The following is a 16,077-nucleotide window of genomic DNA, read 5'->3' on the forward strand; positions in this document are numbered from 1 at the left end:
ATGTCTGAGCAGGACAAGCTCGTCGAGTACCTGAAGTGGGTCACCGCGGACCTGCACGAGACCCGTCAGCGCCTCGAGGAGGCCGAGTCCGGCAGGTACGAACCGATCGCGATCGTCGGCATGGCCTGTCGGTTCCCCGGTGGTGTCAGGTCCGCGGACGAGCTGTGGGACCTCGTCGTCTCCGGAGGAGATGCGATGGGCCCGCTTCCCGCGGACCGCGGCTGGGACCTCAGCCTGCTGGCCCACGACGACGCACCCGCGACCTACCACGGCGGGTTCCTGTCCGGTGTGGCCGGCTTCGACGCCGCGTTCTTCGGGATCTCCCCGCGGGAGGCGCTGGCGATGGACCCGCAGCAGCGGCTGCTGCTGGAGATCTCCTGGGAGGCGGTCGAACACGCCGGGATCGACCCGCGGTCGCTGCGGGGCAGCCGGACGGGAGTGTTCGTCGGGACGAACGGGCAGGATTACGCCCACGCCGTGCTGGCGTCCGAGGAGGACGTCGAGGGTCACGCCGGTACGGGCCTCGCCGCGAGCGTGCTCTCCGGGCGCGTGGCCTACACCTTCGGCTTCGAGGGCCCCGCGATGACGGTCGACACGGCGTGCTCGTCGTCGTTGGTGTCGCTGCACCTGGCCATGCAGGCCCTGCACCGGGGCGAGTGCACCCTGGCACTGGCGGGCGGCGTGACGGTGATGGCGACGCCGATGAACTTCGCGGCGTTCTCCCGCCAAGGAGCGTTGTCGAGCGACGGCCGGTGCAAGGCGTTCGCCGACGCGGCCGACGGCACCGGCTGGGGCGAAGGCGTCGGCGTGCTGGTGGTGCAACGGCTGTCGGACGCGCTGAGCGCCGGACACCGGGTGCTGGCCGTGGTCCGCGGCTCCGCGGTGAACCAGGACGGCGCGTCCAACGGGTTGTCGGCGCCGAACGGTCCGGCGCAGCAACGTGTGATCCGCCAGGCCCTGGCGGGCGCCGGTCTGTCCACACGCGACGTCGACGTCGTGGAGGCCCACGGCACCGGCACGGTGCTCGGTGACCCGATCGAGGCGCAGGCCTTGCTGGCCACCTACGGCCAGGACAGGGACCGGCCGTTGCTGCTGGGGTCGGTCAAGTCGAACATCGGCCACACCCAGGCGGCGGCGGGCGTGGCCGGTGTGATCAAGATGGTGCAGGCCCTGCGGCACGGCACGGTTCCCGCGACCCTGCACGTCGAGGCGCCTTCGTCCCACGTGGACTGGTCGGAGGGGGCGGTCGCGCTCGTCACCGAGCCGACGTCCTGGCCGGAGGCGGGCAGGCCGCGCAGGGCCGGTGTGTCGTCGTTCGGGGTGAGCGGGACGAACGCGCACGTGGTCCTGGAGCAGGCGCCCGCGACCGACCAGCCCGCCGCGCAGGAGTCGCCGGTGACGCCGTGGGTGGTGTCCGCCAAGTCTCCGCAGGCGGTGGCGGACGCGGTGGACCGCCTCGGCGGTGTCGGCGCCGCGCGCCCCGACGTGGCCTGGTCGCTGCTCGCCCGTCCGGTCTTCGACCACCGGGCCGTGCTGCTGGCGACCGGTGACGGCATCACCGAAGCGGCACGGGGGAAGGTCGTGCCCGGTGCCGATCGCCCCGTCCTCGTGTTCCCCGGCCAGGGTGCGCAGTGGCGGGGGATGGGCCGCGGGCTGCTGGAGACCTCGGCCGAGTTCGCCGAGAGCATCGCCGCCTGTGACGAGGCCCTGCGCCCCTACGTGGACTGGTCGCTGACGGAGGTGCTGCGCGGAGCGCTGGAGCTCGACGAGGTCGATGTCGTCCAGCCCGTCTCATGGGCGGTGATGGTCTCGCTCGCGGCCGTGTGGCGGTCGCACGGGGTGGAGCCGTCGGCGGTGCTGGGGCACTCCCAGGGCGAGATCGCGGCGGCGTGCGTGGCGGGAGTGCTGTCCCTGGAGGACGGTGCGCGGATCGTGGCGGTGCGCAGTCAGGCCATCAAGCGCGTGCTGTCGGGCAAGGGCGCGATGGCCTCCGTCGCCGCTTCCCAGGAGGTCGTTGCCGAGCGCATGGGCCGGTTGTCGCTCGCGGCGGTCAACGGTCCCGTGAGCCTGGTGGTCTCGGGGGAGCCGGGCGACGTCGACGAGTTCGTGGAGGGGTGTCGGCGGGACGGGATCCGCGCGAAGCGCGTCCCGGTGGACTACGCCTCCCACTCGGCGCAGGTGGAGGCCCTGGCCGACGAGCTGCGGGAGTCCCTCGCCGGAGTCACCGCGCGTCAGGGCGAGGTGCCGTGGTTGTCGACGGTGACCGCGCGGTGGGTCGATCCCGCCGAGCTGGACGCCGAGTACTGGTTCGACAACCTGCGCGGGACCGTCCGGCTCCGCGATGCCGTCGAGGTCCTCGCGCGCGAGGGACACGGAGCCTTCATCGAGTGCGGTCCCCATCCCGTGCTCACCATCGGTGTGCAGGACACGCTGGAGGCCATCGGCTCGACAGCGGCCGTGCTGGGGACCCTGCGGCACGACGACGACACCCCGCAGCGGCTGCTCACCTCCCTCGCGGAGGCCTTCGTCGCGGGTGCCGGCGTCGACTGGCGCCGTGTGGTGCCCACCGGTTCACTGGTGGACCTGCCGCCGTACGCGTTCCAGCACCAGCGGTTCTGGCCCGGCGGTGCCCAGTCGGCGGGCGACGTGACCGCCGCCGGGCTGAGGGCGGCGGCTCACCCGCTGCTGGGTGCCGCGGTGTCGGTCGCCGGATCGGACGAGGTGCTGCTGACCGGCAGGCTCTCCCTGGCCACGCACCCGTGGCTCGCGGACCACCGCATCGGTGGCGTGGTGCTGTTCCCCGGCACGGGGTTCGTCGAACTGGCGATCCGTGCCGGCGACGAGTGCGGGTGCGGCCGGGTCGAGGAGCTGACACTAACCACGCCGCTGGTGCTGCCGGAGTCCGGCGCGGTGCACGTCCAGGTGCGGGTGGGTGCGCTCGACGAGGACGGCCGGCGCGAGCTGCAGGTCCACTCGAAGCACGCCGAGGACGGCGACTGGGTCCAGCACGCCGGTGGAACCGTGACCGCCGCCGACGACCCCGCGGGCTTCGGCAGCGGAAGCTGGCCGCCACCGCAGGAAGCGGTGGCGGCCGACCTGACGGACTTCTACGACGGCTACGCCGAGCGCGGCGCGGAATACGGTCCGTCGTTCCGGGGCGTGCGGGCGGCCTGGCTGGACGACGGAGCGGTGTACGCCGAGATCATGGTCCCGGACCAGCTCGCGGACGTGCCGGCCTACGGAGTGCACCCGGCGTTGCTCGACGCCGCGCTGCACACGGCCGGCCTGGCCGGGTTGGAGGTCCGCGGAGGGCTTCCGTTCTCGTGGGAGGGCGTGACCCTGCACGCCTCCGGGGCCTCCGTGTTGCGCGTGCGGATGGTGAAGACGGGACCGGCGTCGCTGTCGCTGAGCGCGGTCGACGTCGAGGGCGCGCCGGTGGTGTCGGTGGAGTCGCTGACCATGCGGGCGCCCGGCCCGGTCACGGCCGGTCGCCGGGACGCCGACTCGTTGCTGGCTCTTGGCTGGATCCCCGCCGAGGAGGCGCCGTCCGGGCACCACACCTGGTCCATCGTGGGTGCGGACCGCTTCGACCTCGGCTACGTGCTGCAGATGCGCGGCGAGTCGGTCGTCGCCTACACGAGCTCCCTGGCCGGCGCTCGCGCTGACGTGGTGGTCGTCCCGGTGTCCGGTGACGACCCCGCTCCCGCGACCGTGCGAGAACTGACCACGCGGATGCTCGCTCTGCTCCAGGAGTTCCTGACCGACGAGAGCTTCTCCCGGTCGCGCCTGCTGGTCGTGACCAGTGGCGCGGTCGCCGTCCGCGACGGCGAGCCCGTCACCGACCTGGCGGCGTCGGCGGTCTGGGGTCTCGTCCGCTCCGCCCAGTCGGAGAACCCCGGCCGGTTCCTGCTGGTCGATGTCGACGGCGACCAGGCGTCGCACGCGGCGGTGCCGGCCCTGATCGGGCTGCTCGACACCGGGGAGACCCAGGTCGTCGTGCGGGAGGGCGTGGCGTTGGTGGGCAGGTTGACGCCGCTGGCGTCCGCCGGCGGCGCATTGGTGCCACCCGCCGGCGTTCCCTGGCGGCTGGACAGCGGGCGCAAGGGCAGCCTGGACGCGTTGGCGCTCGTGCCCTGCCCCGAGGTGCTGGAGTCGCTGACCGGCCGGCAGGTGCGGATCCGGGTCTCCGCCGCCGGGCTGAACTTCCGGGACGTGCTCAACGCGCTGGGGATGTACCCCGGTGACGCGGGCGTCTTCGGCGCGGAAGCGGCGGGCGTGGTGGTCGACGCGGGCCCGGAGGTCGTGGGCGTGCGTCCCGGTGACCGGGTGATGGGCATGTTCCCCGGTGTGTTCGGGCTGCTGGCGGTCACGGACGAGCGGTTCGTCGTGAAGGTGCCGCACGGCTGGTCCGACGAGACCGCCGCTTCGGTGCCCGTGGTCTTCCTGACGGCGTACCACGGCCTGCTCGACCTGGCCGGGCTCGAAGCGGGGGAGCGGATCCTCGTGCACGCGGGCGCCGGTGGTGTCGGCATGGCGGCGATCCAGCTGGCACGGCACCTGGGTGCGGAGGTGTTCGCGACGGCGAGCGAGGGCAAGTGGGACGTGCTGCGGTCCCTCGGCCTGCCGGACGAGCGGATCGCCTCGTCCAGGACCACCGAGTTCGAGCGCAGGTTCCCGAAGGTGGACGTGGTGCTCAACGCCCTGACGGGCGAGTTCGCCGACGCCTCGTTGCGGCTGCTCGACGCAGGCGGCCGGTTCCTCGAGATGGGCAAGACCGATCTCCGCGATCCCGAGAACCTCCCCGGCGTCGAGTACCACCCCTTCGACGTCGGCCGGGTGCACCCCGACCACGTCCAGCGGATGCTGACCGAGCTCGTCGACCTGTTCGGCCGGGGTGTGCTGCGGCCGTTGCCGGTGCGGACGTGGGATGTGCGGCGGGCGCCGGAGGCGTTCCGGTTCATGAGTCTGGCCAAGCACGTGGGCAAGGTCGTGCTGACGGTGCCGCGCGAGTGGGATCCCGAGGGCACCGTGCTGATCACGGGCGGGACCGGCGGTCTGGGCAGTGAGCTCGCGAGGCACCTGGTGGCCGAGCGGGGAATGCGCCACCTCGTGCTGACCAGTCGTGGCGGGGTCGCCGAGCCCGGACTCGTCGAGGACCTCACGGCGGCGGGCGCCGCGGTCGAGGTCGTCGCGTGCGACGTCGCCGACCGGGAGGCGGTGGCCGCACTGCTGGCGCGGATTCCGGCCGAGCACCCGCTGGCGGTCGTCGTCCACGCCGCCGGCGTCCTGGACGACGGTGTGGTGGAGTCCCTGACGCCGCAACGCCTCGACGCGGTGATGAAGCCGAAGGTGGACGGGGCGTGGCACCTGCACGAACTGACCCGCGATCTCTCCGCGTTCGTCCTGTTCTCGTCGTTCGCGGGCGTGACGGGCAGTTCCGGCCAGGCCAACTACGCGGCGGCCAACGTGTACCTCGACTCCCTAGCACAGCGGCGCAGGAGCGAGGGACTGCCCGCCGTCTCGCTCGCCTGGCCGCTGTGGGAACGCGCCACCACCATGACCGGGGAGATCCTCGGCAGCAGCGTCGAGCGCAGGAAGTCCGGCGGCGTGCCGCCGATCGGCACCGAGCAGGGCCTGGCGTTGTTCGACGCCGCGACCGCGGCCGACGCGGCCCTGGTCGTCCCGTTCGGACCGCGCGGGGGATCCGTCGCGGTGCGGGGCGAGGTGCCCGCGTTGCTGAGGGGCCTCGTCCGGACCGGGCGGCGTGCGGCCTCGAGCCGCACGACGACCACCGTGCGGGACCGGTTGCGCGAGCTGGGCGGTGAGCAGCGGGAGCGGGTGCTGTGCGATCTCGTCGTCGAGTTCTCCGCGACGCTGCTGGGCCATGCGGACAAGGGCGCGGTCACCCCGGACAGCGACTTCCTGGGCCTCGGGTTCGACTCGCTGATCGCGGTCGAGCTGCGCAACAAGCTGAGCGAGGCCGTGGGCGTCCGGCTTCCGTCCACCGTGGTCTTCGACACCAAGACACCTGGCCGGCTCGCCCGCTGGCTCGACGGGGAGATGGGCGAGGCGGGCCCCGCCGTGCGCCGGTCCGCCGACACAGGGAGCGAGACCGTCGAAGGGGTCTTCTTCGCCGCGATGGCGAACGGCAGGCTCCAGGAGGGTCTGCAGATGCTCAAGGCGGTGGCCCTCACCCGCCCCGGCTTCGAGACCCCCGCCGAGCTGGTGGAACTGCCCCAGCCGGTCACTCTCGCCGAAGGACCCGCCGCGGCCAGGCTGCTCTGCGTCAGTTCGCCGACGGTGACCGGCGGCGTGCACCAGTACGCGCGCATCGCCGCCCACTTCCGCGGCAAGCGGACCGTGCAGGCACTGCCGCTGCCAGGTTTCTCCCCCGGGGAGAGCCTTCCCGCCACGGCCGCGGCGGTGAGCAGGGTCGTCGCGGAGAGCGTGCTGCACGCGAGCGACGGCGAACCGTTCGTGCTCGTCGGCCACTCCTCGGGCGGCTCGCTCGCCTACGCGGCCGCGGGCGTGCTGGAGGAGACCTGGGGCATCCTGCCGGAGGCCGTGGTCCTGCTCGACACGCTGAGCATCACGCACGGCTCCGGGGGAGCGTCCGACTTCACCGACCTCACCCGCGTGTACCTGGACGAGTCCGACACCGCCGTGAAGGTGACCAGCACGAGGCTGTCGGCGATGACGCACTGGTTCTCGAAGATGGCGGACCTGGAGGTGCGGCCGACCAGCGCCCCGGTGCTCCTGGTGCGGTGCGCCGTCCCGCTGATGTCCGACGGCGAACCGGTCGTGCGTGACGAGCAAGCCGAGCCGGTCGTGGCGGGTGCGGACGTCCGCGTCGTCGAGACCGACCACTTCGCCCTGGCGATGGAGGACTCCGGTCTCACGGCCGACGTGGTGGACGGCTGGCTCACCACCGTGCTCGGGTGATCCGCCGGTCCGGCGAGGAGTGCGGCACGTCGTCGCTGAGCGCGTCCACCACGTCGTGGACGCCCTCAGCGACGTCAGCCTGGAGCTGGGTGGACGCGCGGAAAGAGGGCCAGGGCCGGATCTTCCCGGCTCTGGCCCTCTCCTCGTCCGCCCTGCCGGTGAGGACTACCAGCGCACCGGCAGGGCGTGCAGTCCAAAGAGGACGCGGTCGTACTTGAACGAGAGTTCCTCGACGGGGACGGCGAGCCGCAGGGACGGAATCCGTTCGAACAGCGACCGGAACGCGATCTCCATCTCGGCGCGCACGAGGTTGTGGCCCAGGCACAGGTGGGCGCCGTAACCGAACGCGACGTGGTGGCGCTCCGCCCTGTCCGGTTTGAACTCCGCCGGGCAGGAGAATGCGCCTGGGTCGTGGTTGGCCCCCGCGAGCAGCGGGATGACTCCCTCGCCTGCCTTGATCAGCTGACCGGCGATCTCCACGTCCTCGACGGCGGTGCGCAACGCCACGATGTCGGCGACGGAGTGGAGCCGCAGGAGCTCCTCCGTGACCCGGTCGTCACCGATCCACCGCGGGTTGGCCAGCAGCGTCACGACCCCGAGGGCGATGTTGTTGGCGGTCGTCTCGTGTCCGGCGATCAGCAGCAGCATCGTGACGCCGGCCAGTTCCTCCGGCGTGATCGTGCCGGCGTGGATGAGTCTGGTGGTGAGGTCGTCGCCGGGCCGCTTGCGCTTGACGGTGATCAGCCGGCCGAGGTAGCGCAGGATCTCCTTGCCTGCGGCGTCCCGTTCCTCGTCGGTCGACGAGATGGTGACGAGCGTGCGCGTCTTCGCCTCGAAGAACTCGTGGTCGGAGTAGGGGACCCCGAGCAAGTCGGTGATCACCAGCGAGGGCACCGGGAGGGCGAACGCGCTGACGAGGTCCGCGGTGCCGCCCGCGGCGAGCATCGAGTCGATCAGGCCGTCGACGATGCGCTGGATCGACGGCCGCATCTCCTTGATCCGCCGCACGGTGAACTCCGGCAGGAGCGTTTTGCGGAACCTGGTGTGCTCGGGAGCGTCCAGGCCGACGAACCACCCCGGCACGTCGGACTGCGACGGCACGCCGCCGGTGCGTCCGGGGTTGGGGAAACCGGGATGCGCCGGGTTGGAGCTGATCCTGGGGTCGGTGAGGACCGCCTTCACGTCCTCGTGCCGGGAGACGAGCCAGACCGGGGCACCGCCCGGCAAGGTGATCCGGGTGAGACCGGGCTGCTCCCGGAACCGCGCGTAGTCCGGCGGCGGGAAGTTCGGTGCGGACAACGCTCACTCACCCTTCTCGTAGAACTCCCGGACCTTGCCGACGATGTGGTCCTGGTCGGCCTCGGTGAGCTCGCCGTAGGTCGGCAGGTACAGGCCGTCCTCGCTGAACCGGTTCGCGTTGAGCGTCCACCAGTCCGGGTCGAAGTACCCCGGTTGCCTGCTCATCGGCTTGAAGAACACCCTCGTCTCGATGCCGTTCCGCGTGAGGAAGGCGCGGAGCTCGTCGCGGCGTTCGGCGCGGATGTCGTACATCCAGAGCACGTCCCGCGGCGGCATCAGCGTCACGCCGCGCACGCCCGTCAGGCCCGCGTCGTAGCGCTGTTCGATGTCGCGACGTCCGGCGAGGATCTCCGGCAGCCGCTCGACCTGGGCCAGTGCGACCGCCGCCTGCATGTTCGTCATCCGGAAGTTGTAGGCCAGCTTCTTGTGCAGGAAGCTGTGGTCGTCGCTGAACGCCATGGCCCGCAGGTGTTTCATCTGCCCGGCCAGCACCGGGTCGTCGGTGATCGCGATGCCGCCCTCACCGGAGGTGATGATCTTGTTGGCGTACAGGGAGAAGCAGGCGATGTCAGCGACCGGCAGTACACCGTGCGCCTCGGCGGAGTCCTCCACCACCCGCACGCCGTAGTCGCGGGCGATGGTCATGATCGCGTCCATGTCGCACCGGCGGCCGTAGACGTGGACCGGCATGATCACCTTGGTGCGGCTGGTGATCTTCTCCTCGATCCGGGCGACGTCGATGTTCAGGTCGTTGCCGCAGTCCACGAAGACCGGTGTCGCACCGGTGTAGGTGACCGCCCACGCGGTCGCGATCATGGTGAACTCCGGGACGATCACCTCGTCCCCGGGACCGACGCCGAGCGCTCGCAACGCCAGGGTGAGCGCCGCGGTACCGGACGAACAGGCGACGCCGTGCGCGATGTCGTTGTAGTCCGCGAAGGCCTGTTCGAACATGGCGACGTAGGAGCCCTGCGACGAGATCCAGCCCGCGTCGACCGCCTTGAAGACGTACTCCCGCTCACGCCCTCCGAGCCAGGGCTGCGAGACCGGGTACTTGAACGTCATGGTGTCCTCATCTCAGGAAGCGGTGCTCCGCCGCGGGGGACGGGCGGAGGTGAGGGCGGGGAGGTTCAGCAGGAGGTCGGCGGCCGCGGCCCGCCCGCCCGCGGCGCGCTGGAGCTGACCGATCAGCTCCGCCCGCCGGCGGAAGGAGCGGTCGCCGAGCACCCTGGTCAGCTTGTCGGTCACGTCGTCGGCGTCGATCGTCTCCGGCCTGTCCAGCGTGAGGCCGAGGCCGAGGTCCTGAACGCGGACCGCGAGGTCGTGGCAGTCCATCCACAGTGGCCGGGTGACCAGCGGTGTGCCGAAGTACAGGCCCTCGTGGACACCGTTGCTGCCCGCGTGGGTGAAGAAGAGCCGCACGTTCCTGTGCGCCAGCACGTCGAGCTGGGACGGCACCCAGGCCTCGATCCGGAGGTTCCGCGGGAGCTGGTCGGCCGGCGGCAGCAGGTTCTGCTGCTCGAGGGGGAGTTTCCAGAGGAACTGGTGCCCGTTCATCCGCCGGACCACCTCCACGAGCGCCCCGACCTGCTCGCGGGTCAGCCGGGTGATCGTGCCGAAACCCAGGTACACCACGGAGTCCTGTGCGTCGAGCCACCGGGTGAGCGCGTGGTCTCCCGGCGCCTGCGGCAAAGGCGGGACGAGCGCCCCGACGGTGCGCATCTTCTCCGGAAGCGGGAAGGGGTAGTCCATGTCGGGAATCGAGTAGCACAGGACCAGTTCGGCCTGGTCGACCCGTGCCATCTCACCCTTGGCCTCCGGTGCGATGCCGTGCCGCCGGCGGAGTTCCGCGTCCTCCTCCACGACCTGCCGCATCGACGGCGTCAGGAACGGCAGCAGCGTCCTGATCTTCATCAGGTGGTTGGCCAGTCGCTGGCGGAGGTTCATCGGGTAAGGCAGCCCGGAGTGGGGGACCGGGAATCCCTTCGGCGTGTGGGACCTGCCCAGGTGGGTGCGGGTCGTCAGCACGTTGCTGGGCAGGAACGGGACACCGAGCACGAAGGGCGTGCCGGTGGTGATGGCCAGTTCGACGCCGAACTGGCTGATGCTGTCCACGACCATCAGCGCCGGGTCGATCGACTCCGCGGCCGCCTGGAGCCTCGCGTACTTCTCCATCCGGCCGCGGGGCCGGAAGGTCTGGCGGATCACCGCCTGGTTCGCCTTCGACCTCGACCGCTGGGTGACCGCGCGGTAGACGTCGTCCTCCCACGAGGTCGCGGACATCTCGGAGTCGACCTCGCCGAGCGACACGAACGAGACGGGCGAGGCCGCGGACAGCGCTTCCACCTCTGCGCGCCGGTTCTCGTCCGTCGCGAAGTAGAGGTCGGGAACGCCCCTGCGCGCGAGTTCCCCCGCGAGCACCAGCAGCGGGTTGACCAGTCCGCTCTCCGGATAGCTGACGAACAGGACGGGCCGCCGGGTCGACGCCATGAACAACACTCTCCACCAGGTGGGGGCCGCCAGGAGTGCTGGAGACACCGGGACAGTGCTGGCATCGTCGCCGATCAGGTCCGCGGCCGTCCCGGCCGGTGGGTGACCTCGAGAGAAACCCCTAGTGTTCCGGCCGCTCCCAGCGACTGACGGTCCACTTTCGAGTGAATTCCCTCGTGCTGGGCGATGACACTGGCCCTGCTTCGAGAAACCGAACGTGCCACGGCGGAAGTCGAAGGAAGGTCCTGAGATGGCGAAGATCTGCGGTGCGGACACCGTTCGCACGCTGGAGGACCTCGAGCAGGACGCGGTGCGCATCGCCGCCGAGCTCGGGGAACGAGGGCTCCGCCGCGGCGACCGCGTCCTGTACAAGGCGCAGAACTCGGTCGGCTACGTCACCGTGCTGCTGTCGCTGATGCACGCGGGTGCGTCGATCGTGCTGCTCGACCACAACGAGACCGCCGAGGTGACCGAGCGGGTGATCGGCCAGGCGGGGGTCGTGCTGTGCGTCACCGACGAGGACACGGTGGTGCCGGAGACGAGGGTCGCCGTGCTCACGATCTACCAGCTGCAGCTGGCTGCCGCGGGACGTGCCGTGCGGGACGAGGAGGACCTCGACGTCCGGTCCTGGTGCGAGCTGCCCGACGGCCTGCTGATGTGCTCGTCGGGATCCACGGGCACACCGAAACTGGTCGTCAAGACGGGCACGTCGTTCCTCGCGAACCTGCGGCGCAACATCGATCTGGTCGGACACGTCGACACCGATGTGCTCGTGCCGTTGCTGCCCTTCTCGCACCAGTACGGGCTGTCCATGGTGCTGATCGCCTGGCTGGCCCGGTGCTCCCTGGTGGTCGCTCCCTACCGCAGGCTGGACCACGCCCTGCGCATGGCGGGCCTGTGCGGTGCGACCGTCTTCGACGCCACTCCCGCCACGTACCGCAGCATGGTCAACATCGTCCGGACGCGACCCGCACTGCGCACCGTCGTCGCATCGGCGCGGATGTTGTGCGTCGGCGCGGCTCCGCTGTACCCCGGTCTGGTGGAGCAGTACGTCGAGGAGTTCGGCGTCCCCCTGCTCGACAGCTACGGCAGCACCGAGATGGGCAACGTGTCGTTCGCGTCCATCGGCAACCCGGTCGCCTGCGGGCCTGCCGTGCGCGGTGTCGACCTGTCCATCGTGGACGACGACGGAGCCGAGGTTCCCGCGGGCGTCACCGGCGAGATCATGGTCCGCACGCCGGACCTGATGGCGGGCTACCTCGACGAGAACGGTGTGCTCGATCCGGCCGAGCCGGGGTGGTTCGCCAGCGGGGACTTCGGTTTCCTCGACCAGGCGGGCAACCTCCACGTGCTCGGCCGCAAACGGGCGGTGCACCGCATGGGGCACACGCTCTACCCGGACATGATCGAACGCAAGATCGGTGCGGCCGGGTGCTCGGCGAAGGTCGTCGCACTGCCCGACGACCGCCTCGGAAGCTTCCTCGTCGCGTTCGTCGAGGACGACCAGAACCGGCCGGCGTCGTACTGGAAGGAGCAGTTCATGCCGGTGTTGCCGGCGTACGAACAGCCGAACCGGGTGGTCGTCGTCAAGAACTTCCCGCTCAACCGCAACGGGAAACCGGACGGCAAGCGCCTCGAGGAGATGGCGCTGGAAGGCGCGAGCGTCGCGTCATGACCGAGGGCATCGCGCTGGTCTTCCCGGGGATGGGAGCGGCGGGTTTCGCCGACATCGGCCGGTTCCTCGTCCTGGACCGGTACGCGCGTGAGCGCACGGAGGAAGCCGACGAGGTGCTGGGTGAGTCGTTGCTCGCCGGGTTCCGCGCCGAGGGCGACCAGTACGGCGACTTCTCCCAGATCGCGTTCCTGGTGTGCTGTCTGGCGCTCGCTGACCGGGCCGAGCGCGAACTGGGCGTGAAACCGGACTTCTGCGCCGGTCCGAGCCTCGGACAGCGGCCGCTCGCGGTGTACACCGGTGCCCTGCGCTTCGCCGACGCCGTGCGGATGACCGTCGAACTCGCCCGCTGTGAACGGGAGTACTTCGCCGCGGAGCCGGAGGAGCTGGTGACACACTGCTTCGTGCACGTGCCGGACGAACCGTTCCACGCACTGCTCGCGGAGCTCACCGAGCGGGACGAGTGGATCGAGGTGTCGGGGACGCTGGATCGCGGTGGCTACCTGGTGTCGCTGCGCGCGTCGCTGCTGGACGAGGTGATCTCGTCGGTCCGCGCCGCAGGCGGGTACTCCCTGCGCACCATGCGCCCGCCGGTCCACGCCAGGCGGTTCGCTCCGCTGCGCCGCAAGGCCGAGGCCGAGGTCGTGAGCCGCTACGACTTCGCCGATCCCCGCATGCCCGTGGTCGCCGATCAGGACGGCAGGCTCGTCGGTTCGGCCGCGGGGGTCCGGCGGATGGTGCTGGACACGTTCGACCAGCCCATCGACTGGCCGGCGGTGGTCGCCACCCTGACCGGGCGCGGGGTGTCGACCGCGTACGTCACCGGGCCCGATCTGTTGTTCCACCGGCTCGACTGCACCACCCGGAACCTCAGGGTCGTGGCCGTCACGCCGAAGACCGCGTGGAAGTGACGGGCTCGCGGCGTCCGTGCGAAGAGCCCCCGCGTTCCAGCCCCGCCACCTCCCGGTGTGCGGGGCTTTCCGCGAGTGCGGTGCGGGAGCCGGTCAGAGGGGCAGCTCGACCGGAGCGAGCTCGTCGAACCGGTCACCAGGGCCGGGATTCGCCTGGTCGGTACCGCCGCCGAGGTGGTTCACCACACCCCAGACCGCGTTGAGCGCGCTCGTGACGGCCCCTTCCGCGAAACCGCCGAGCCACGAGACGTCGTCACCGCACAGGAAGAAGCCGCGCTGGGCGGCCGGTGCGTCCCGCTGCACGAACTGGGTGAACAACCTGCGCTGGTAGCGGTACTGGCCCGGGAGGTTCTGCTTGAACGCACCCATGAACAGCGGTTCGTTCTCCCAGGAGATGGTGACGGGCTCGCTGATGATGTGCGAGGCGATGTCCACACCGGGGTAGATCGCGCTCAACCGTCGCAACAGGACGGTCAGCCGCTGCTGGTCGGTCATGGTGCGGAACTTGGCGGAGTCGTCGTTCCAGGTGTACGACAGGCACATGACCCCCGGCCGGTCGGGGCCGTGGTCGAACAGGTAGACGCCGCGAGGGCTGCGATCCGTGAGTGTCATCCCCATCGTGGGCTCACCGGTGTGCTCGTCGGCGTCGAGCCAGAACGGGCGGTCGCTGAGCACGAACAGCTTGGACGAGCTCATGTAGTGCGTCCGTTCGACCGCTGTCCACTGCGGTGCGCTGAGGAGCTCGGCGGAGCAGTCGATCGATCCCAGCAGCATCCACACGTGCGGTGTGAACACCACGGCCGGGAAGCGTGAGAGTCCGCCTCCCGCGTCCTCGACAACGATGTCCGCACCGTCCCTGCCGAGCCGGGTCACGCCGGGCCGGGGCGCGTCGTGGTTGAGCGAGGCGATCGTGGTTCCCGGCCGCCACCGCGCCATCCGTGCCGGCGAGTGGGACCACAGGCCCAGCGGAAGGCGTTGCGCGCCACCGACGATGCTGACCTGTTCTCCGTCGTCCGCGTGGGCGTACACGACGCGCAGGATCTCGAGCGCGGAGTTGGGGAAGTCCGTGTCCCAGCCGCCCGCGCCGAACCCGACCTGGCCGAAGATCTCGCGGTGCCGGAACGAGGTGAACGCCGCGGAGTCGGCCAGCAGACCGTAGAACGACTGGTCGTCGAGTCGGTGCACGAGCCGGTTCCAGACGGCCTTGATCAGCTCGACGTCCCTGCGGCGGATCGCGTCCTCCATCGTGAAGAGCTCGGCCTTGTCCCGCAGCGCTTTGTCCCAGGCGTCGGACACCTCCTGGTAGACCGAGGGCAGCAATGCCTGCGAGCGGCCCTGGTGCGTCACCCCGTTCAGGTTGATCACGGTGCTGGGAGTGCACGGTGCCAGGGGGTTGGGGAAGGGAGCGGTGGGCAGGTCCAGCTCGTGGATGTAGTGGAACAGCGTCCGCGCGGTCGGCGCGAACCTCATCGCGCCCAGGTCGGCCACGCAGCCGGGGTGGCCGGGGAATCCCGCCGACCGCATCCTCCCGCCGAGCTGTCCCGCCTCGTACACGACGGGACGCAGGCCCATCCGCATGAGCTCGTACGCCGCGACGACACCCGAGACGCCCCCTCCGATCACCGCGACGGGGGTGCCGTGCAGGGCCGCGGGAACCTGGCCCAGCCCGGCCGGGTGGCGCAGCCACTCGTCGTAGCTGAACGGGAAGTCGGGGATGAGCATGGCGAGCTGGTCGGTCGGGGCAGGGGTCATGGCGATGCCCGCCTCTCTGGCAGTGTCGTGCCTCAGCGCTCGGTGACGAGGTCCTGGTACAACTCGGGGCGCCGGTCGGCCAGGTACGGCGTCCGGCGCCGGGCCGCGACGATCTCGGCCGGATCGATGTCGGCCACCAGCAGCGCCTCGCTGTGCTCCGGCGCCGTCTGCACCCGGCCGTGCGGGGTCACCACCCTGGTCAGACCGCAGTAGCTGACCGTTCCGTCCACACCGGACCAGTTGACGTAGCTCACGTACAGCTGGCTCTCGAAAGCCCTGGCGCGCACCAGGGTGCGCGTCACGATGCTCCACGGCCTGGCCAGGGCACCGGGCACGGCGAGCAGCTGGGTCCCTCGCAGGGAGTGGGCCCGGACCAGCTCGGGGAACTCGACCTCGTAGCAGATCAGCAGTCCCACGGTGACACCGGCGATCCGGGCCTGGACGACAGCCCCGTCGCCCCTGTCGAAGACGGCGGCTTCCGCGTCGCCGAAGAGGTGCGACTTCCGGTGGACCGCGACCACTTCACCTCGTGCGTCGACGAGCCGAACGGTGTTGTACGTGCCTTCTGCCGTCCTCTCCGGACAGCCGTACAGGATCGCCACGCCCTCGCGTGCGGCGATCGATGCCGCGCTGCCGGCAGCCTCCGCCGCCAGGTGCGCCGCGTGATCGACATCCGGACCGTGCGTGCGGTATCCGGTCAGTGACAGCTCCGGCGTGACGAGGAGGTCCGCGCCGGCCCCGCGAGCACGCCTCGCCGCGTCCGCGAGTCGGTGGACGTATCCGTCCACCGACTCGTTCTGCGCCTCAGCCTGCCAGCACGCGAGCCTCATGATGTGGTCCCTCCAAGACCTGTGCCGGACCCGGTCGTGGCCCGGGACGTCCAGCGCCCACATCTTCTGGTTCCGGGGCACCGGAAATCACCCAGACCATGGCCGGAGTCACCGCGTCCGGACGGATCTCTTCTAGGGGATCTCCGAGTTGCGCCGACCCTACGATCCGAGCGCACTGCCG

The 16,077-nt window shown here is 70.9% G+C and carries 7 protein-coding genes and 1 pseudogene; 3 read left to right on the forward strand and 5 right to left on the reverse strand.

The annotated features are described in order from the left end of the window. Positions 1-15 precede the first annotated feature (15 nt). A pseudogene (locus ND450_RS07785) lies at positions 16-6,942 on the forward strand (SDR family NAD(P)-dependent oxidoreductase); the annotation flags it as partial. A 165-nt stretch (positions 6,943-7,107) separates the two neighbouring features. On the opposite strand, the gene ND450_RS07790 reads toward ND450_RS07785, so the two are convergent. From ND450_RS07790 to ND450_RS07800, 3 genes are read right to left on the reverse strand one after another with little or no spacing between them, the layout of a single operon-like run. Next, the gene (locus tag ND450_RS07790; protein ID WP_253325483.1) at positions 7,108-8,241 is read right to left on the reverse strand and encodes a cytochrome P450; all 1,134 of its coding nucleotides are present in this window, start codon (positions 8,239-8,241) and stop codon (positions 7,108-7,110) included. A gap of 3 nt (positions 8,242-8,244) precedes the next feature. Next, positions 8,245-9,306, reverse strand: a complete 1,062-nt coding sequence (locus ND450_RS07795) for a DegT/DnrJ/EryC1/StrS aminotransferase family protein (protein WP_253325484.1) — start codon at positions 9,304-9,306, stop codon at positions 8,245-8,247. Between the two features lie 12 nt (positions 9,307-9,318). Next, positions 9,319-10,731, reverse strand: coding sequence for a glycosyltransferase (locus ND450_RS07800; protein WP_253325485.1), 1,413 nt, complete (start codon positions 10,729-10,731; stop codon positions 9,319-9,321). Positions 10,732-10,981: 250 nt separating this feature from the next. On the opposite strand from ND450_RS07800, the gene ND450_RS07805 reads away from it, so the two are divergent. Together ND450_RS07805 and ND450_RS07810 are read left to right on the forward strand one after the other, a co-directional pair. Then, positions 10,982-12,406, forward strand: coding sequence for a class I adenylate-forming enzyme family protein (locus tag ND450_RS07805; RefSeq protein WP_253325486.1), 1,425 nt, complete (start codon positions 10,982-10,984; stop codon positions 12,404-12,406). Further along, a complete protein-coding gene (locus ND450_RS07810; RefSeq protein ID WP_253325487.1) occupies positions 12,403-13,314 on the forward strand; it encodes an ACP S-malonyltransferase in 912 nt (303 codons plus the stop codon). The genes ND450_RS07805 and ND450_RS07810 overlap by 4 nt, the downstream gene beginning before the upstream one ends. A gap of 93 nt (positions 13,315-13,407) precedes the next feature. Here ND450_RS07810 and ND450_RS07815 read toward each other — a convergent pair whose 3' ends face one another. Together ND450_RS07815 and ND450_RS07820 are read right to left on the reverse strand one after the other, a co-directional pair. Further along, positions 13,408-15,066 carry an NAD(P)/FAD-dependent oxidoreductase gene (locus tag ND450_RS07815; protein ID WP_253325488.1) on the reverse strand — a complete coding sequence of 553 codons (1,659 nt, stop codon included), beginning with the start codon at positions 15,064-15,066 and terminating at the stop codon, positions 13,408-13,410. A gap of 32 nt (positions 15,067-15,098) precedes the next feature. Continuing rightward, positions 15,099-15,977: a nitrilase-related carbon-nitrogen hydrolase gene (locus tag ND450_RS07820; protein ID WP_253325489.1), complete on the reverse strand. Its 879-nt coding sequence runs from the start codon at positions 15,975-15,977 to the stop codon at positions 15,099-15,101. Between the last annotated feature and the right edge of the window lie 100 nt (positions 15,978-16,077).

It is taken from the genome of Lentzea sp. HUAS12 (assembly GCF_024125735.1).
GTDB lineage: Bacteria > Actinomycetota > Actinomycetes > Mycobacteriales > Pseudonocardiaceae > Lentzea > Lentzea albida.

Coding starts and splice junctions, on each gene's coding strand:
- ND450_RS07795 (WP_253325484.1), bottom strand. CDS start 9,306: ATGACGTTCAAGTACCCGGTCTCGCAGCCCTGGCTCGGAGGGCGTGAG.
- ND450_RS07800 (WP_253325485.1), bottom strand. CDS start 10,731: ATGGCGTCGACCCGGCGGCCCGTCCTGTTCGTCAGCTATCCGGAGAGC.
- ND450_RS07805 (WP_253325486.1), top strand. CDS start 10,982: ATGGCGAAGATCTGCGGTGCGGACACCGTTCGCACGCTGGAGGACCTC.
- ND450_RS07810 (WP_253325487.1), top strand. CDS start 12,403: ATGACCGAGGGCATCGCGCTGGTCTTCCCGGGGATGGGAGCGGCGGGT.
- ND450_RS07815 (WP_253325488.1), bottom strand. CDS start 15,066: ATGACCCCTGCCCCGACCGACCAGCTCGCCATGCTCATCCCCGACTTC.